Genomic DNA, 16,902 nt, shown 5'->3' on the forward strand with positions numbered 1-16,902 from the left:
GGTTGGGGTTGCCTTGCACCCCTACGTGACAATGACTCGGTGACCCCCGCGACGACCACCTCCACGACTGCGGCCAGCGAGGCGCTCTTCGAGCGTGCGCGCGCCGTCACCCCGGGCGGCGTGAACTCCCCGGTCCGGGCGTTCAACGCGGTCGGCGGCACCCCCCGCTTCATCACCTCCGCCTCCGGGGCGTGGCTGACCGACGTGGACGGCAACGACTACGTCGACCTGATCTGCTCGTGGGGGCCGATGCTCCTGGGTCACGCCCACCCCGACGTGCAGGCCGCAGTGGTCGACGCCGTGTCGCGCGGCACGTCCTACGGCACGCCCACCGAGCCCGAGGTGGAGCTCGCCGAGGAGATCGTCCGGCGCACTCCCGTGGAGCGCGTCCGCTTCGTCTCCTCCGGCACCGAGGCCACCATGTCGGCGATCCGGCTGGCGCGTGGTGCGACCGGTCGCGACCTCGTCGTGAAGTTCAGCGGCTGCTACCACGGCCACGTCGACGCGCTCCTCGCCGAGGCGGGCTCCGGTGTCGCCACACTGGCCGTGCCCGGCACGAGCGGCGTGCCCGCCAGCTCGGCGGGGGAGACGCTCGTCCTGCCCTACAACGACCGCGCCGCGGTGCTGGCCGCCTTCGAGGCCCACGGCCCGCAGATCGCCTGCCTGATCACCGAGGCCACGCCGGGCAACATGGGCATCGTCCCGCCGGAGCCGGGCTTCAACGCCTTCCTCGCCGAGACCTGCCGCGCCCACGGCGCGCTGTTCATCAGCGACGAGGTGATGACCGGCTTCCGGGCGACCGAGCAGGGCGGCTGGGGCCTAGACGGCCTGGTCGAGGGCTGGACGCCCGACCTGATGACCTTCGGCAAGGTGATGGGCGGCGGCTTCCCGGCTGCGGCCTTCGGCGGCCGCGCCGACCTGATGGCGCACCTCGCGCCCGAGGGCCGCGTCTACCAGGCCGGCACGCTCTCCGGCAACCCCGTGGCGACGACGGCGGGCCTGGCCACGCTCCGTCTCGCCACGCCGGAGGTCTACGCCCACCTCGACGCCACCGCGCAGACCATCCGCACGGCAGCCGCCGAGGCCCTCGCCGCGGCCGGCGTGCCGCACGCCGTCCAGACCGCCGGCACCATGTTCTCGGTGTTCTTCCGCGACGCCCCGGTGCGCGACTTCGCCGAGGCGAGCACCCAGGACACGGCCGCCTACGCGGCTTTCTTCCACTCGATGCTGGCGCAGGGCGTCTACCTGCCCCCGTCGGCGTACGAAGCGTGGTTCGTGTCCGCGGCCCACGACGACCGGGCGGTGTCCACCGTCCTCGACGCGCTACCGGGAGCCGCACGCGCGGCCGCCGCGGCAGGAGGTCACTGAGCATGGGTGTCCAGACGATCGTCCACCTGCTCCGACACGGTGAGGTGCACAACCCCCGAGGCGTGCTCTACGGGCGCCTCGACGGCTTCCACCTCTCCGACCTGGGCAACCAGATGGCGCAGCGGATCGCGGAGACGATCGGCGAACGCGACATCACCCACATCCGTACGTCGCCGCTGGAGCGCGCGAAGGAGACGGGCGCGCCGCTGGCCGCCGTACGTGGCCTGACGCCCGTCATCGACCCGCGCGTGATCGAGTCGAGCAACAAGTTCCAGGGCGTGGACTTCGGCGACGGCGCCATGACGTTCCTCAAGCGGCCGAGCCTGCTGCGCCACATGTACAACCCGCTCAAGCCGTCCTGGGGCGAGCCCTACGACGAGATCGCCGGGCGGATGGTCGCAGCGGTCCACGACGCCCGCGACGCCGCACGCGGTCACGAGGCCGTCGTGGTCTCCCACCAGCTGCCGATCTGGACGACCCGCCTGTTCCTGGAGAAGCGCAGCTACCTCCACCACCCCAAGAACCGTCAGTGCACGCTGTGCTCGCTGACCAGCGTGGTCTTCGACGACGACCGGATGGTCCAGGTGCGCTACTCCGAGCCCGCCGGCGACCTGATCCCGGTCGCCGACCGCTCCGCCCCGTTCTCGGCCGGCGGCGCCCGCCAGGAGGACCGGCCCTGAAGCTCCTCCGCTCCGCCGTCATCCCACTCGTCCTGGCCTGCCTCGCCCTGACGGGCTGCTCGAGCCTGTCCGGCACCGGCGACAAGGGCTACATCTCCGGCGAGGGCGTCCCCGTCGAGGTGGCTGCCGCCGACCGCGACGCGCCCCTCGAGCTCTCCGGCGAGGACCTCGACGGCAAGCCGGTCGACCTCGCCGACCTCCGCGGCAAGCCGGTCGTGATCAACGTCTGGTGGTCGGAGTGCCCCCCGTGCCGGGTCGAGCAGCCCGACCTCAACGAGGCCGCCGCCGAGCTCGGCGACAAGGTGAGCTTTCTCGGGCTCAACATCCGTGACTCCTCCGCGGAGAAGGGGCTCGCTTTCACCCGCAACTTCGACGTGGCCTACCCGTCGATCTACTCACCCGACGGGTCCGCCCTGCTGTCCTTCGCCGGCACCCTCAACCCGCGCTCCATCCCGAGCACGGTGGTCCTCGACTCGCAGGGTCGTGTGGCCGCCTCCGTCCAGGGTCGGATCCCGACCACGCAGACGCTCCTGTCGCTGGTGGACGTGGTCCTCGGTGAGTGAGCAGACGCCGTGACCCAGCTCGACCGACGTCCGTCCGACGACCGCCAGGCCACCGCCCTGCCCCCGGACCTCAACGCCCGCGAGCTCGCGCGCTGGTCGTGGCGACAGCTGACCTCGATGCGTACGGCGCTCGTGCTCCTGCTGCTGCTCGCCCTCGCCGCCATCCCCGGGTCGGTGATCCCGCAGGAGGACGTCGACTCCCTGGCGGTCTCGCAGTGGCGCGACAACCACCCCCGCCTGGCCCCGATCTGGGACCGTCTCGACCTGTTCTCGGTCTACGGCTCGGTGTGGTTCTCCGCGATCTACATCCTGCTGATGATCTCGCTCGTCGGGTGCATCATCCCGCGCCTGTTCGTCTACGCCCGCGCGCTGCGGGCCCGCCCGCCGAGGGCGCCCCGCAACCTCTCGCGCCTGCCCGAGCACACGGCGTACGAGACCGACGAGGACCCCGAGGTCGTGCTCGCACGCGCTGCGCAGGCGCTGCGGCGACGGCGCTACAGGGTCGCCCTCGACGAGGGTGCCGACTCCGTCGACGCCGAGCGCGGGCACCTGCGCGAGGCCGGCAACCTGGTCTTCCACCTCGCCGTCATCGTGGTCCTGGTCGGCGTCGCCGTCGGCAGCCTCTTCGGCTACAAGGGCGGCGTCATCATGTACAACGGCGCCGACTACGGGTTCTCCAACAACCTCACCCAGTACGACGACTTCGCCCCCGGCAGCCTCTTCGACCCGGCGGTGATGGAGCCGTTCTCCTTCAGCATCACCGACTTCGACGTCGACTGGATCACCGACGGCCCCCGGGCCGGGATGGCGCGCAAGTTCGTCGCGCACCTCGACTACACGACCGAGCCGGGCGCCGAGACGCGGCAGTACGACCTCAAGGTCAACCACCCGCTCGCCATCGGTGGCACAGAGGTCTTCCTCATCGGTCACGGCTACGCACCGGTGATCACGATCCGCGACGGCGACGGCAACATCGCCCAGTCGGGGCCGACGGTCTTCCTGCCGACCAACGCCCGGACCTTCGAGTCGTTCGGCGTCGTGAAGGCACCCGACGCCCAGCCGACCCAGATCGGCCTCGAGGGCACCTTCTACCCGACCTTCACCATGGGCAAGGACGCCGACGGCAAGCTGACCATGCCCGCCTCGGCCTGGGGCGACGCCCTCGACCCGCTGGTCTCGCTCAACGTCTACACCGGCGATGTGGGCCTCGACAACGGCACCAGCGCGTCGGTCTACGTCCTCGACAAGTCCAAGGCCGAGCAGGTGACCAAGCCCAACGGACAGCCGTTCCGGATGGACCTGCGCCCCGGCGAGAGCGTGGAGCTGCCCGACGGGATGGGGTCGGTGACGTTCGAGGGCCTCGAGCGCTGGAACAAGATCCAGATCAGCCGCACCCCGGGCAAGCTGGTCGCCCTGACGGGCGTCGTCGCCGCCCTGCTCGGCCTGCTGGGGTCGCTCTTCGTGCGCCCCCGCCGGCTCTGGGTGCGCGCCCGCCGCCGCGACGACGGCACCACCCTGGTCGAGGTGGCACGCCTCGACCGCTCCTCCGGGGGAGACCCGGAGACCGGCCGCAGCGAGCTGGCTGCGATCGTGGCAGCACTCAGACAGGACCGAGAGGCAACACCATGACCGACGTTCAGTGGGAGACCCTCAGCAACCAGGGCGTGGCCGCGGCAGGCGTGGTCTACTTCCTCGCGCTGCTGGCGTACGCCGTCCAGTGGGCGGCGCTGCGCGACGTCCCGGTCCGGCAGGCCGTCGCCGCGGGTGGTGGCGCCCCGGTCGTGGACGTCGAGGTCGCCGACGAGGGCACGGGAGACCGGGCCGCGATGTCGGGCCGTCTCGGCCTGCTGCTCACCGGGATCGGCGCCCTCGCCCACGCCATCGCCCTGCTCGGCCGCGGCATCGCCGCGGACCCCAACCGGGTGCCGTGGGGCAACATGTACGAGTTCACCCTCAGCGGCACCTTCGTCGTGGTGGCGCTGTTCCTCGCCACGACCAGCCGCTGGCGGCTGTCGTGGCTCGGACCGATCGTCGTCGGCTTCGTGCTCTGCGTGCTGCTCGCCGACGTGCTGTGGCTCTACGAGCCGGTCGCACCCCTCACGGAGGCGCTCGAGTCCTACTGGCTGGTGATCCACGTGGTCGCCGCCGTCATCGCCACCGGCGCCTTCACCCTCGGCGGCATCACCTCGATGCTCTACCTCCTCAAGGCGCGCTCGACCAAGGAGACCGGCTACCTCGCCCGCCTCCCCGAGCTGCCGGCGCTGGACCGCATCGCCTACCGGATGCACGCCTTCGGCTTCCCGGTGTGGACCTTCGGCGTGCTGATCTCCGGACCGATCTGGGCGCACCAGGCGTGGTCGTCGTACTGGAACTGGGACCCCAAGGAGGTGTGGGCGTTCATCACCTGGGTCGTCTACGCCGCCTACCTCCACGCCCGCGCGACCGCCGGCTGGCGCGGGCGCAACGCCGCGCTGCTGGCGCTGGTCGGTGTCGCGACGCTGTGGTTCAACTTCATCGGGATCAACTTCTTCAGCACCACCAGCCAGCACTCCTACGCCAAGGGTGCCGCGCAGGAGCGCTCAGTCGTCCTCCGGGTCGCGACGGCGCCGGTCGATGTCGCGCAGGAAGTCCGGGTCGTCGTCCGGGCCGATCACGCGCGGGCGTGACGCCGGAGAGTCACCGCCGTCGCCGATCCGTCCGAGGATGATCTTCACGAGCACCCACACGACGACCGCGATCAGCGCGACGACCAGCAGGACCTTCAGCATTCCTCCAATGTAGACCGCCCCGCCTAGGCTGGCCCCGTGAAGGAGTTCGTGGTCTACACCCTGCTGCGGATCGTGCTGTTCCTCGCCTCGCTGGGCGTGGTCATCGGCGTGATGGCGCTGCTCTTCGACGGCCGGTTCCACCTGTTCTGGGCCGTCGTCCTGGCGTTCCTGGTCTCGGGCATCGCGTCGTACTTCATCCTCGAGCGGCAGCGCGAGGCCTTCGCCCGGCGCGTCGAGTCGCGGGCGGCCAAGGCCGCCGCCGCCTTCGACGAGCGCAAGGCGCGCGAGGACCAGGACTGACCCTCAGAACCCCGTCAGGCTGTACGGCGGCTCGCTGAGGTCCGCCATGGCGGCGAGGCGCGCCACGGCCTCCTCCGGGCCCTCGAGGCGACCGGCGTGGTGCATCCGCCGGACCTCGACCTCGCCGAGGTAGAGCGAGGCCAGCGTCTCGGCAGAGAGGCGTACGTCGCCGGGCCGGTCGGTGCGTGACGTGGCCGCCACGCCGTCGGAGGTGGTGATCTCGAAGCGACCGGCGGCGTGGCCCAGTGCGTCGTCGACCTCGAGGACGACGGTGCCGTCCGCGGCCCACGGTCGGGCGGCGAGGCACCGCGGCACGTCGAGGAGCCGCAGCCACAGGAACTCCTCGACCTCGGTCGTCCTCACCCGGTTCATGTCGGTGAGCGCCCACACCAGCGGGTCGTCGGGGTGGAAGAGGTTGAACGTCACCTTCGCGACCCGGTCCATGTGGCCGAGGAACGACCAGAAGGCCAGCTGGGCCTCGGGCGTGAGGGCGACCATCTCGTCGACCTTCACCGAGTACTTCTCGCCGTGCTTGAAGAGCACGAAGCCGTCGACCTCGCCGTCGGCGTCGAGGTGCACGGCCCCGCGGAGCTTGCGGTTGGGGCCGCCGCTGTCGAAGTCGAAGGCGGCGCTGTGCATGTCCTCGTAGGGCGAGGGCCACTCCACCGAGCCGCGCTGACGGGCGTGGAAGGTGTCGAAGACGGCCTTCACGTGCGGCCAGGCGTCTGCCGGCTCGATCAGCTCGACGCGGCCGGGGTCGGTGAAGGAGCGGAACCCGAAGCCGGGGGACGTGTCGAGCTCGACGCCCTTGCGGAGCGTGGCCGCACCGAACCCCCAGCGGCCGTAGATGGTCGCCTCCGAAGCGGTGAGGGCGGCCATGGGCACGCCCTGCGCGGCGGCGTCGGCGAGGTCGGCCTCGATCATCCGGCGCAGCAGCCCCTGGCGGCGGTGGGTGGCGCTGGTGGTCACGTCGGTGATCATCCGCAGCGGCAGCAGCTCACGACCCGCGTTGAGCGTCTTGTCGAGGCTGGCGTAGGTCGCGACCGGCATCGGGCCGGCGCCGAACTCGCCCTCCGGCAACCAGGCACCGCGGACGGTGACCCCGTCGGAGCGGTAGTGGCGGACCCAGACGTCGATCAGCGTGTCCTCGGGACGGTCCTCGCGGAAGCCGCGCTGGACGGCGCCGATCCAGCCGCGTCGCCGGGCGACGGCCTGCTCGGACTCGTCGTCGAAGTCGAGGATCGCGAAGTCGTAGTCCACCCGCTCACGCTAGTGACGACCGCCGTGCCGGGCCACGCAATTACGGGGGTCAGCGCAGGCGCGACCAGCGGTGGCGCTCGCGCGGCGGCCACGCCCAGCGCTGGAGAGCGAAGAGGCCAGGCCCGAAGAGCACCAGGAAGACGATGCCGAAGACCCGGTCACCCATGTCCTGGCCGGCCAGCAGCAGGCCGAGGCCCATCAGGAGGAACGGTGCCGTGATCACGGTGACCATCCAGAAGAGCACCTTGCGCGCCGGGCGATCGACCTCCGGCGCTGCGGGGACCTGGAGCCCGACGAGGACCTCGTCGAGGTCGCCGTGGGTGCGGGCGGTGAACGCCCGGGTGGTGCGCTCCGCGTGCTCCTCCGGGGTCAGCCGGCCCTGCGCGTAGGCCTCGTTGAGCACCGTGGCCGTCAGGTCGCGATCGGTGTCCGAGGCCAGGGTGCTGGCGCGCAGCTGGGCGTCGGCGTCCTCGCGCGCGCGCTTGCGTCGTACGGCATCGGCGACCTGCCGCTGCACGAACGCGTCGAGGCGTGCGCTCTCCTCGGGCTGCTGCTGGGACATGCCACGAGGATCCCATGCCCGCTGGGGAGCGGCCGCCGAACGCGAGAATCTCAGGCCACGAACAGCGGCAGTGCGACGAGGACCGACCAGATCAGCTCCGCTGCCCCGGTGCCGGCGAGGACCGGGATGAGTGCGGGGCCAGCGGCTCCGGTCAGCACCGCTCGGGTCGGTGCCGCGGCCCGCGCCAGGAAGCCGAGGCCGACGAGCGCCCACCACGTCGTCGCGGCGGCGACGGCGACGACGGCAGCGGCCGCGACGAGGACCAGGAAGGCGTAGAGGTAGCGCGTGCGCTCGTCACCGAGACGGACCGCCAGCGTGTGCTTGCCGGCCACGGTGTCGGTGGGGATGTCGCGCAGGTTGTTGGCCACCAGGATCGCGCAGGCGAGGGCACCGATGCCGACGCCGGCGTAGAGCGCGGGCCACTCCCAGGCCGTCGTCTGGACGTAGGTCGTGCCGATCACGGCGACGAGGCCGAAGAAGACGAAGACCATGACCTCGCCCAGGCCGAGGTAGCCGTAGGGCTTCTCGCCGCCGGTGTAGAACCAGGCGGCCACGACGCAGACGGCTCCCACCGCGACCAGCCACCAGGCGGTGGTGGCCGCGAGCACCAGGCCGGCCACCGCGGCGACGCCGAACGCGGCGAAGGCGGCGTGCTTCACCGCACGTGGCGTCGCCGCGCCGGAGCCGACGAGGCGCATCGGACCGACGCGGTCGGCGTCGGTGCCGCGGATGCCGTCGGAGTAGTCGTTGGCGTAGTTGACGCCCACCTGCAACGCCAGGCTGACCAGGAGCGCGAGCGCGGCCTTCCACCAGACGGCCGCGTCGACGTGGGCGGCGACGCCGGTGCCGGCGAGGACGGGCGCGACGGCGGCGGGGAGGGTGCGCGGACGGGCGCCGGCGATCCAGTCAGCGGGTGAGGTCACCGCTGGATTCTGGCAGCCCGTCGAACGGGGACGCTCCGCCGGGCTCGGCCGGCTGCTCGACGATCGGCGGGCCGACCGGCGCGTCCTCGACCTCGTGGGCGGCTGCGTCGGCGAGCACGTCGGCCGGGACGTGCTCCTCGAGGAACCGTCGGGCCATCGCGGTCGACGGGTGCAGCCCGGCCGCTGCCACCACGATCAGGCCGGCGATGACGAGCCAGCCGACCGATCCCCAGTTCATCGCCAGGAAGGTGAAGGCGGCGGGCGCCCAGACCCGGCCGAGGGTGCCGGCGAGCTCGGCGGCGCCCTGGTACTCGCCGCGGCGGCGCGGGTCCATCAGCTCTGCCTCGAACGTCCAGCTCGCGGCCGAGAGGTAGAGCTCGGCGCCGGTCAGCGTCACGTGGCCGAGGAAGAAGAGCAGGATCGTCCACAGACCCACCGTGTGGTGCGTCGACAGCGTGATGACGCACGAGATGACGAAGAACAGCGTCGAGAGCCGGATGGCCCTCAGCGCGGTGGTGACGTCCTTGATGCCGCGGGCAGCCGCCATCGGCAGCACGATGCACATCACCGTGTTGGTGCCGAAGAGCAGCGACAGGATCACCCAGGGGGCGTCGGTCTTGTCGACGAGCCACAGCGGGATGACGATGTTGAGGATGACCTGGTTGGTCCACAGCATGCCCTGGAAGAAGCTGGAGACCAGCCAGCCGACGTTCTTCATCGGGCCGGGCCCAGGGATCACCGCCTGGCGCTCCTCGGCGGTGCGCATGTCGTGGGCGGCGTGGGGCAACCGGGTGATGTTGAAGGCGTTGAACAGGAAGACGACCGAGGTGAACAGCGGCATCACCATGAGGAGCGTCAGCGACTCCGGGCCGAGCGCGATGATCCCGAGCAGCGAGCCGAGGGTGAACCCGACGTTGAGCGCGGAGTACATGTAGGCGCGCGACTGCACTCGTTCCTGCGGTGGCAGCACGTCGATCGTGTACGCCCCGTGCGCGACGCCCCCGAGCGCGCCGATCACCTCCATCGTGACCGCCATCGCGACGTAGCCCTGGAAGGTGTCGATGAACGGCCATACGGCGAACATCGCGCCCTGGCCGGCCGAGCTCATCGCCCAGCACCGCTTCGCACCGAGGCGGTCGACGACGCGCCCCATCGGGTAGGCGGCGATGAACGACGCGATGCCCGCGATGGTCAGGCCGAGGCCGACCTGCACGACCGAGAGGCCGACGACCTGGGTGAAGAACACCGCCGACCCGGCCATGAACGTGCCCTCGCCGAGCGCGAAGAGGAGCGACTGTGTCGCCAGGCGCCCCGCCAGGGGTGAGGGGGGAGTGGCCTGCTGCTTGAAGGTCGACACGATGCTCATCGGGGACATTGTGGGTCGCGGGTACGACATCCGTCCTCCGATTTCCGGAGAGTCCTTTACTTTCTCGCGGTCTCCGGAGCCGCCGGCCGAGTCCGACGTGCGGTGCCTGGCTACCGCGCGTCCTCCTCGCCGTCGCTGGTCTCGCGCCCCTGCGCCATGTCACGGGTGTCGCGCTCGATCGCTCGTGCCCGACGGCGCTCGAACAGCAGGATGGCGACGACCACCCCCACCATCACGACGACGGTGAGCACGAGCCGGAAGGCGTCCATCACTCCACCATGCCACCGTGCCGGGCGGCGGGGAGCTCAGCTGCGGTTGAGCTCGACGGCCTCGCGCACGAGCGCGACGAAGGCGTCCCGGTCGAGCTCGTCACCCTCGTGGACGTCGACCGCGCGCCGGGTGCCGGCGTCGAGGCTGGCGTTGAGGACCCCGGTCGGGTCCGCGAGCGAGGCACCCTGGGCGAAGGTGACCTTCACCTTGTCCTTGTAGGTCTCGACGGTGCAGACCAGTCCGTCGGCCGAGAAGGTCGGCACGCCGTCGGGGTTCGAGGCCTTGCGCCACTTGGTCTCCTCGACGACGTCGGGCTCTGCCTCCGCGATCAGGGAGCGGATCTCCTCGACGAGCCGTGCCCGCCAGTCGGTGCCCATCGCGTGACCTAGGCGCTCGGGACGACGCGCATGTCGCGGTCGGCGCCGCCGTCGAGGGCGCGCAGGGCCTCCTGGTAGGCCTCGCTGTCGTGGGCCGCGACCGCTGCCTCGACGGACGGGAACTCGATGACGACCGTGCGGGTCGTCTCGCCCTTCTCGAAGGTCGCCTCGGGGACTCCCCGCACCAGGAATCGGCCGCCCGCGGCGGCCAGGGCAGGGGCGGCGAGGACGGCGTACGCCGCCACCTTCTCCTGGTCGTGCACGGCCTTGTAGGTGGTGATCCAGTACGCGCTCATGCGACCGACCCTACGACCCCGCGCCGGCTCAGGCCGCGGAGCCGTGGCGCGCGAGATAGCGTTCCGCGGCGCGCGCGGACGGGCCCATCGTCAGCGTCCCCACGATGCAGATCGCGGCGATCGTGACCCAGCCGAGCGAGCCGTGCTCCATGGCGAGCCAGGTGAACAGGGCCGGTGCCCACACCGAGCCGAGCGTGCCGCCGATGTGGGCGGCGCCCTGGTACTCCGCACGCTGGTCGGCGTCGGTGAGCTCGGACATGAACCCCCAGTGACCGGCGGACTGGAACAGCTCGGCGCCCGTGACGGTCACGTGGCCGAGCCAGACCAGGAAGATCGTCAGCCAGCCGATGGTGTCGTGGGTGACCAGCACGATGGCGCAGGAGAGCACGAAGAACCCCGCCGAGATGTACGACGCCCGCAGCGACCGTGCGACCGAGTCCACGCCCCGCGCCGCCGCCACCTGGAGGAGCACCGCCATCACGGTGTTGGTGCCGAACAGCCAGGCCAGCAGCACCCGCGGGGCGTCGGTCTCCTCGACCAGCCACAGCGGGATGACGATGTTGAGCAGGACCTGGTTGGTGCCGAGCACGCCGTCGCCGGTCATCAGGGCGAGGAAGGCGCGGTTCTTCAGCGCGGCCGGCTTGATGACCGCCTCCTCCGCGGCGACGGGCTCCTTGGCCGGCGGGTCCGGGAGGCGGGTGATCCACCAGGCGTTCAGCAGCAGGATCAGGCCCGTGAGGATCGGCACCGCGCGCACCACGGCGTCGCTGTCGGTCGCCAGCGCCAGGCCGCCGATCAGCGCCCCGACCGTGAAGCCGATGTTGAGCGCGGCCCGCATGAAGGCCTGGGACTGGACGCGCTCCTCGCGGGTGAAGATGTCGATCGTGTAGGCGCCGCGGCCGCTCCAGCCGGCCTGGCTGACCACCTCCAGCGCGACCATCATCACCAGGTAGGCGGCGAAGCCGTGGATGAACGGCCAGACCAGGTAGAGCAGCGCGGTCAGTCCCGCGCCGATCGCCCAGATCCGCTTGGTGCCGACCCGGTCGGCGAGCTTGCCCGCCGGCACGGCGAAGAAGAACGACGCGACGCCCGCGACGGTCAGGCCGACGCCGACCTGGGCGGCCGACAGGCCGACGATCTGGGTGAAGAAGACCGCCGACCCGGTGATGAACGTGCCCTCGCCGATCGCGAACAGGATCGACTGCACCGACAGCGAGCGGGCGAGCGGGCTCGGCGGCAGCTGGCGCTGGAGCCAGCTCCCCCTGCCCATGTCGGCGCGTGGCCCTGCCTGCTCGTCGGTCTCCTCCATCGCGGCCCATCGTGGCAGAACGGATAGCGTGGGTCGCGTGAGTTTCCTGCGGCCCTCCGACGAGCCCTCGGTCGCGATCCGGCAGCTGGCGCGGTGGCTGGACGCCGACGATCCGGCCCCACTGCTCATCGAGACCTCGGGCTCGACCGGTCGGCCGAAGGGCGTGGTGCTGAGCCGCGACGCCGTGGTCGCCAGTGCCGAGTCGTCCGCCCGGCGGCTGCAGGCCTCCGGCCGGTGGCTCCTCGCCCTGCCGTCGTCGTACGTCGCCGGGGTGCAGGTCATCGTCCGGTCCCTCCTGGCCGGCCACGATCCGCTCGTCGTCGACGGCCTCGGCATCGCGCGCGCAGCCGCGGACCACCGCACCGACACCCCGCTCTTCCTCTCCCTCGTCCCCACGCAGCTGCACCGCCTCCTCGGCGACCCCGACCAGCTTCCGGCGCTCACCCGCCTGCACACGGTCCTGGTCGGCGGTGGCGGGCTCGACGCCCGGCTGCGCCGGCGGGCCGAGGACACCGGCGTCCGCGTCGTCGTCACCTACGGCTCCTCCGAGACCGCCGGCGGGTGCGTCTACGACGGCCGGCCGCTCGACGGGGTCGAGGTGACCGTCGACGACACCGACCGGGTGCGGATCGGCGGGCCGACGCTCTTCAGCCACTACGACGGCGACCCGCAGCTCACCGCGCAGTGCCTCGTCGACGGGTGGTTCCTGACCTCCGACACCGGCCGCCTCGACGAGACCGGCCGGCTGCAGGTCACCGGCCGCATCGACGACGTGGTGATCAGCGGGGGCGTGAAGGTCGCCGTCCCGGCGGTGGCGGAGCGGCTGCGCGAGCACCCGCTCGTCGTGGACGCCGAGGTCCTCGGCGTGCCGGACCCGGAGTGGGGGCAGCGCGTCGTCGCCGTCGTGGTGGGCACCGTGGCCGACCCCGACCTCCGCGACTGGGTCGGCCTGGTCCACCCCCGGTCGTGGGCACCGCGGCAGTTCGTCCGGGTCGAGGCGCTCCCGCGCCTGGGCAACGGCAAGGTCGACCAGCAGGCCCTCAGGGCGGCGCTGTGATGCACGTCTTCTCGATCCCGCTGCGGATCCGGTTCCGCGGCATCACCGTGCGCGAGGGCGTGCTGCTGCGCGGCGACGCCGGCTGGGGTGAGTGGTCGCCCTTCCTCGAGTACGACGACGACGTCGCGCGACCGTGGCTCGCCTGCGCCCGCGAGGCCGCCGACGTCGGGTGGCCGGAGCCGTTGCGCGACCGGGTCCCGGTCAACGTCACCGTCCCGGCGACCGACCCCCAGCGGGCCCACGACATCGTGCGCGCCGGCGGCTGCCGGACCGCCAAGGTCAAGGTCGCCGAGCGCGGCCAGGCACTGGCCGACGACCTCGCGCGGCTGGAGGCGGTCCGCGACGCGATCGGTCCCGACGGGCTGGTCCGGGTGGACGCCAACGGCGGCTGGGACGTCGACGAGGCGGTCACCGCCATCGCCGCCCTCGACCGCGCCGCCGGCGGGCTCGAGTACGTCGAGCAGCCGGTCGCGAGCGTCGAGGACCTCGCCGTCGTACGCCGCCGGGTCGCGGTCCCGGTCGCGGCCGACGAGTCGATCCGCCGCGCCGAGGACCCCTACCGCGTGCGCGACCTCGAGGCCGCCGACATCGCGGTGCTCAAGGTGCAGCCGCTCGGCGGCGTGCGCGCGTGCCTGCGGATCGCGGAGGACATCGGCATGCCGGTGGTGGTGTCCAGCGCGGTGGAGTCCAGCGTCGGGATCGCTGCGGGCGTGGCGCTCGCGGCCGCGCTGCCCGAGCTCCACCACGCGTGCGGACTGGCCACGGTGCAGCTGCTCACCGACGACGTGGTGGTGGACCCGCTGCTCCCGGTCGACGGCATGCTGCCTGTCGGCCGTCCCGTCGTCGACGAGGCCGCGCTCGCCCGGCTCGCTGCCGCTCCGGACCGGGTCGACCACTGGCGCCGTCGGCTCGACGGCGTACGGCAGGATCGGGACTCGTGAGCAACCCCTCCACCGAGCTCGCCCGCGCGGCGGTCACGGCACTCCGCGGCTCGGCCGTGCGCGAGGTCGTCGTCGCGCCCGGGTCACGCAACGCGCCCCTGTCGTTCGCGCTCTACGACGCCGCGCAGGCCGGGGGCCTGCGGTTGCACACCCGGATCGACGAGCGCACGGCCGGCTTCCTGGCCCTCGGCCTGGCGAAGGTGGGTGGGCGTCCGGCGGCCGTCACGTGCACGTCCGGCACGGCCGTGGCCAACCTGCTGCCCGCCGTGGTCGAGGCGGCGCACGCCGGGGTGCCGCTCGTCGTCGTCACCGCCGACCGGCCGGCCCGGATGCGGGGCACCGGCGCCAACCAGACCACCCACCAGGACGGCATCTTCGGGACCTTCGCCCCCACCCTCGACGTCGCCGCGGCAGACCTCGACGAGCTGCTCGCCTTCGTGCGCAGCCACGACCACCGTCGGCCGGTGCACCTCAACCTCCAGCTCGACGAGCCGCTGCTCCCGGACAATGGCGGCTGGGACGGGGGAGAGGCGCCGGACTGGCCCGCCCCGGCGGTCGGCGCAGCCCCGGAGCGGGTCGTCCTCGACCCCGGTCCCCGCACCGTCGTGGTCGCGGGGGACGACGCCGGCCCGCCGGCCCGTGTCCTCGCCGAGAAGGCGGGGTGGCCGCTGCTGGCCGAGCCGTCGAGCGGCTGCCGGACGGGCGACAGCGTCATCCGGACCTATCGGCTGTTGCTCGGGGGTGAGCTGGGCGCGCAGGTCGAGCGAGCCGTGGTCTTCGGCCACCCGACGCTCTCCCGACCCATCTCGCGGCTCCTCGCCCGCGCCGACGTCGAGGTGGTCTCGGCACGCCACCGCGGCGCCTGGTCCGAGCGGCCGTTCCCCGTCGTGCGCGAGGTCGACCGGGTCGACGTGAGCGGCCCGGACGACCCTGCGTGGTCCGCCGCGTGGCACGAGGCCGACCGCCGCGTCTCGCGCGACCTCGACGCGCTGCTGGCCGCCGAGGCCGACCTGACGCCGTACGAGGTGGCGGGTGCCGTCAGTGCGGCGCTGCCGCCCGGTGGCCTGCTGTTCGTCGGCGCCAGCAACCCGGTCCGCGACCTCGACCTGACCGTCGCCCCCTACGACGTCGGTGGCCGGCGCAAGGTCGTCGCCAACCGGGGGCTCGCGGGCATCGACGGCACGATCAGCTCCGCGATCGGAGCCGCGCTCGGACGTCCGCGGTCGTCGCGCGCGCTCGCGCTGATGGGCGACGTGACCTTCCTGCACGACACGACGGGGCTCTTCCTCGGGCCGCGCGAGGAGCGCCCGGACCTGACGATCGTCGTGGTCAACGACGACGGCGGCTCGATCTTCGCCACGCTCGAGCAGGGCGCGCCGGCGTACGCCGACCGCTTCGACACGCTCTTCGGCACCCCGCACGGCGTGGACCTCGCCAGCCTCTGCGCCGCCGCGCGCGTCCCGCACCTGCGGGTCACCAGCCTGCCCGAGCTGCAGCACGCGCTGACCTCGCCCAACGGCGGCATCGAGGTCGTCGAGGCCCGCGTGCGCCGCGACAACCGCGGCGACCTGGACAAAAGAATCCGCGCGCTGGCCCTTCCCTGAGATCAGGGGAGCGGACCAGCGCGCGGACCTGGTGGTGCGTTCAGCTGCTGTGCGTCAGGAGGCGGGGGTCTCCCACACGCGCACCCAGTCGACGTACATGTGCTGCGGCAGCTTGGAGTCCTTCATCTCCAGCGCCTCGTAGTCCGAGGCGAGGAGGCTGAGGATGAGGTACTGCTCGGTCTTGGACACGCGGGCCGACGTGCGCCAGGTCTCCTTGCCGTCGATGCGGAAGATGATCGACTTCGGGGTCCACTGGACCGAGAACACGTGGTAGTTCTTCGACCAGCCGTCCTTCTTGTTCTTCAGGAACGACTTCGAGTCCTTGATCCACGAGCCGGTCTTGATCAGGCGCTTGCCCTTGTACCAGTGGATGAAGCTCGTCAGGCCACCCTGCGGGTGCTTGTCGCCGAAGTACTCGATCACGTCGATCTCGTGACCGTCGCTGCCGGGGTGGTTCTCCCCGACGGGCTGCAGCCAGAAGCTGGCGTGCTGGCCCTGCGCCTTCTGCATCTTGACGCGTGCGGCGGCGACGCCGTACTTGAAGGTGAAGCCGTCGCGCGAGCCGATGTGGCCGTTGACGCGGTAGGAGATCTTCTTCTTCAGCTTGCGGGACTTCGCGAGGCACTTGCCCGAGCGCGACTTGTCCTTGAGGACGCTGAGGCGCAGGGCGCCACCGGTGACCTTGACGGCCGACGGGTCGCCCTTGGAGCAGTAGCGCTTGCTCGTCGGCTCGTAGTCCTGACCGCGCATGCTCCACACAGGGTTGAGGGTGCTGCCCGAGAACTCGTCGGAGAAGGTCGGGGTCAGCCACTGCGCCGTGTCGGCGCTGGTGCTGGTGACCTTCTTGAGGCCCTTGTACTTCTGGGCGGTGACGCGGTAGGTGAGCGGCTGGCCGCCCTTGGAGACGGCGGCGGCGAAGCTGGCGCGGCCGGACTTCTCCTGCTTGGCCGTGCTGACCTTCTTCCACGACGAGCCGTTGAGCTGCTCGAGGACGACCTTGCGGCCGACCTTCACAGGCTTGATGGTGGCGGTGACGGCGGCCTTGGCGCTGTTGGCGCTGGCGGTGCGCTTGCCCTGCTGGACGATCTGGGGAAGCACCTCCAGCGAGATCTTCTGGCCGGCCTTCTGGCGCACCGACGTCGACGCGGACTGCGCCGCGGAATCGGTGGCGGAGCCAGACTCGGTCGACAACAGCATTGACGCGGGCAGGAGCAGCGCGGCAACGCTGCCTGCTAGCACGCGGCGTGCAGACATGTGA

Annotated in this window: 19 protein-coding genes; 9 read left to right on the forward strand and 10 right to left on the reverse strand. The window is 71.9% G+C overall.

Going from position 1 to position 16,902, the window contains the following annotated elements:
- Nucleotides 1–39: 39 nt before the first annotated feature.
- The 5 genes from hemL (at nt 40) to ccsB (ending at nt 5,277) form a co-directional block, all read left to right on the forward strand.
- Nucleotides 40–1,368 (forward strand): glutamate-1-semialdehyde 2,1-aminomutase, encoded by a 1,329-nt coding sequence (gene hemL / locus ASC64_RS08340; protein WP_056907069.1) that lies wholly within the window; start codon nt 40–42, stop codon nt 1,366–1,368.
- Between the two features lie 2 nt (nt 1,369–1,370).
- A complete protein-coding gene (locus tag ASC64_RS08345) occupies nt 1,371–2,048 on the forward strand; it encodes a histidine phosphatase family protein (protein WP_056907070.1) in 678 nt (225 codons plus the stop codon).
- Between the two features lie 119 nt (nt 2,049–2,167).
- Nucleotides 2,168–2,611, forward strand: a complete 444-nt coding sequence (locus ASC64_RS08350; protein ID WP_235563597.1) for a TlpA family protein disulfide reductase — start codon at nt 2,168–2,170, stop codon at nt 2,609–2,611.
- 9 nt (nt 2,612–2,620) lie between these two features.
- Nucleotides 2,621–4,240: a cytochrome c biogenesis protein ResB gene (resB, locus tag ASC64_RS08355; protein WP_056907071.1), complete on the forward strand. Its 1,620-nt coding sequence runs from the start codon at nt 2,621–2,623 to the stop codon at nt 4,238–4,240.
- A complete protein-coding gene (ccsB, locus tag ASC64_RS08360) occupies nt 4,237–5,277 on the forward strand; it encodes a c-type cytochrome biogenesis protein CcsB (RefSeq protein WP_082550299.1) in 1,041 nt (346 codons plus the stop codon). Before resB ends, ccsB begins: the two co-directional genes overlap by 4 nt.
- Here the strand turns inward: ccsB and ASC64_RS08365 are convergent.
- A complete protein-coding gene (locus ASC64_RS08365) occupies nt 5,191–5,379 on the reverse strand; it encodes a hypothetical protein (protein ID WP_056907072.1) in 189 nt (62 codons plus the stop codon). The two genes, ccsB and ASC64_RS08365, sit on opposite strands and share 87 nt — an antisense overlap.
- Nucleotides 5,380–5,415: 36 nt before the next feature.
- Between ASC64_RS08365 and ASC64_RS08370 the strand changes: the two genes are divergently transcribed.
- Nucleotides 5,416–5,679 carry a DUF4229 domain-containing protein gene (locus ASC64_RS08370; RefSeq protein WP_056907073.1) on the forward strand — a complete coding sequence of 88 codons (264 nt, stop codon included), beginning with the start codon at nt 5,416–5,418 and terminating at the stop codon, nt 5,677–5,679.
- A gap of 3 nt (nt 5,680–5,682) precedes the next feature.
- Here the strand turns inward: ASC64_RS08370 and ASC64_RS08375 are convergent, their stop codons facing one another.
- The 8 genes from ASC64_RS08375 to ASC64_RS08405 form a co-directional block, all read right to left on the reverse strand.
- Nucleotides 5,683–6,939 carry a GNAT family N-acetyltransferase gene (locus ASC64_RS08375; RefSeq protein ID WP_056907074.1) on the reverse strand — a complete coding sequence of 419 codons (1,257 nt, stop codon included), beginning with the start codon at nt 6,937–6,939 and terminating at the stop codon, nt 5,683–5,685.
- Between the two features lie 49 nt (nt 6,940–6,988).
- Nucleotides 6,989–7,501: a DUF1707 SHOCT-like domain-containing protein gene (locus ASC64_RS21975; protein WP_056907075.1), complete on the reverse strand. Its 513-nt coding sequence runs from the start codon at nt 7,499–7,501 to the stop codon at nt 6,989–6,991.
- Nucleotides 7,502–7,551: 50 nt separating this feature from the next.
- On the reverse strand, nt 7,552–8,424 hold the full coding sequence (locus ASC64_RS08385; RefSeq protein ID WP_056907076.1) for a 1,4-dihydroxy-2-naphthoate polyprenyltransferase: 873 nt from the start codon (nt 8,422–8,424) through the stop codon (nt 7,552–7,554).
- A complete protein-coding gene (locus ASC64_RS08390; RefSeq protein WP_200937533.1) occupies nt 8,408–9,790 on the reverse strand; it encodes an MFS transporter in 1,383 nt (460 codons plus the stop codon). Before ASC64_RS08390 ends, ASC64_RS08385 begins: the two co-directional genes overlap by 17 nt.
- Before the next feature lie 110 nt (nt 9,791–9,900).
- Nucleotides 9,901–10,059 carry a hypothetical protein gene (locus tag ASC64_RS21980; protein WP_156385094.1) on the reverse strand — a complete coding sequence of 53 codons (159 nt, stop codon included), beginning with the start codon at nt 10,057–10,059 and terminating at the stop codon, nt 9,901–9,903.
- Between the two features lie 36 nt (nt 10,060–10,095).
- Nucleotides 10,096–10,437 carry a DUF1801 domain-containing protein gene (locus ASC64_RS08395; protein WP_056907077.1) on the reverse strand — a complete coding sequence of 114 codons (342 nt, stop codon included), beginning with the start codon at nt 10,435–10,437 and terminating at the stop codon, nt 10,096–10,098.
- Nucleotides 10,438–10,445: 8 nt separating this feature from the next.
- A complete protein-coding gene (locus ASC64_RS08400; protein WP_056907078.1) occupies nt 10,446–10,733 on the reverse strand; it encodes a DUF1330 domain-containing protein in 288 nt (95 codons plus the stop codon).
- A gap of 28 nt (nt 10,734–10,761) precedes the next feature.
- Nucleotides 10,762–12,042 carry an MFS transporter gene (locus ASC64_RS08405; protein ID WP_235563599.1) on the reverse strand — a complete coding sequence of 427 codons (1,281 nt, stop codon included), beginning with the start codon at nt 12,040–12,042 and terminating at the stop codon, nt 10,762–10,764.
- Between the two features lie 37 nt (nt 12,043–12,079).
- Between ASC64_RS08405 and ASC64_RS08410 the strand changes: the two genes are divergently transcribed.
- The 3 genes from ASC64_RS08410 to menD are packed head-to-tail and all read left to right on the forward strand — an operon-like array spanning nt 12,080 to nt 15,644.
- Nucleotides 12,080–13,099, forward strand: a complete 1,020-nt coding sequence (locus ASC64_RS08410; RefSeq protein ID WP_235563601.1) for an AMP-binding protein — start codon at nt 12,080–12,082, stop codon at nt 13,097–13,099.
- The gene (locus tag ASC64_RS08415) at nt 13,099–14,040 is read left to right on the forward strand and encodes an o-succinylbenzoate synthase (protein WP_056907079.1); all 942 of its coding nucleotides are present in this window, start codon (nt 13,099–13,101) and stop codon (nt 14,038–14,040) included. Before ASC64_RS08410 ends, ASC64_RS08415 begins: the two co-directional genes overlap by 1 nt.
- A complete protein-coding gene (gene menD / locus ASC64_RS08420) occupies nt 14,037–15,644 on the forward strand; it encodes a 2-succinyl-5-enolpyruvyl-6-hydroxy-3-cyclohexene-1-carboxylic-acid synthase (RefSeq protein WP_056907080.1) in 1,608 nt (535 codons plus the stop codon). Before ASC64_RS08415 ends, menD begins: the two co-directional genes overlap by 4 nt.
- 54 nt (nt 15,645–15,698) lie before the next feature.
- On the opposite strand, the gene ASC64_RS08425 is transcribed toward menD, so the two are convergent.
- Nucleotides 15,699–16,898, reverse strand: a complete 1,200-nt coding sequence (locus ASC64_RS08425; RefSeq protein WP_082550302.1) for a glycoside hydrolase family 16 protein — start codon at nt 16,896–16,898, stop codon at nt 15,699–15,701.
- Between the last annotated feature and the right edge of the window lie 4 nt (nt 16,899–16,902).

Source organism: Nocardioides sp. Root122 (assembly GCF_001425025.1).
In the GTDB taxonomy this organism is placed as follows: Bacteria; Actinomycetota; Actinomycetes; order Propionibacteriales; family Nocardioidaceae; genus Nocardioides.

Excerpts from the sequence above, each read along its gene's own strand:
- ASC64_RS08345 (WP_056907070.1), top strand. The coding sequence starts at position 1,371 with ATGGGTGTCCAGACGATCGTCCACCTGCTCCGACACGGTGAGGTGCAC.
- ccsB (WP_082550299.1), top strand. The coding sequence starts at position 4,237 with ATGACCGACGTTCAGTGGGAGACCCTCAGCAACCAGGGCGTGGCCGCG.
- ASC64_RS08365 (WP_056907072.1), bottom strand. The coding sequence starts at position 5,379 with ATGCTGAAGGTCCTGCTGGTCGTCGCGCTGATCGCGGTCGTCGTGTGG.
- ASC64_RS21975 (WP_056907075.1), bottom strand. The coding sequence starts at position 7,501 with ATGTCCCAGCAGCAGCCCGAGGAGAGCGCACGCCTCGACGCGTTCGTG.
- ASC64_RS08390 (WP_200937533.1), bottom strand. The coding sequence starts at position 9,790 with ATGAGCATCGTGTCGACCTTCAAGCAGCAGGCCACTCCCCCCTCACCC.
- ASC64_RS21980 (WP_156385094.1), bottom strand. The coding sequence starts at position 10,059 with ATGGACGCCTTCCGGCTCGTGCTCACCGTCGTCGTGATGGTGGGGGTG.
- ASC64_RS08395 (WP_056907077.1), bottom strand. The coding sequence starts at position 10,437 with ATGGGCACCGACTGGCGGGCACGGCTCGTCGAGGAGATCCGCTCCCTG.
- ASC64_RS08400 (WP_056907078.1), bottom strand. The coding sequence starts at position 10,733 with ATGAGCGCGTACTGGATCACCACCTACAAGGCCGTGCACGACCAGGAG.
- ASC64_RS08405 (WP_235563599.1), bottom strand. The coding sequence starts at position 12,042 with ATGGAGGAGACCGACGAGCAGGCAGGGCCACGCGCCGACATGGGCAGG.
- ASC64_RS08415 (WP_056907079.1), top strand. The coding sequence starts at position 13,099 with ATGCACGTCTTCTCGATCCCGCTGCGGATCCGGTTCCGCGGCATCACC.
- ASC64_RS08425 (WP_082550302.1), bottom strand. The coding sequence starts at position 16,898 with ATGTCTGCACGCCGCGTGCTAGCAGGCAGCGTTGCCGCGCTGCTCCTG.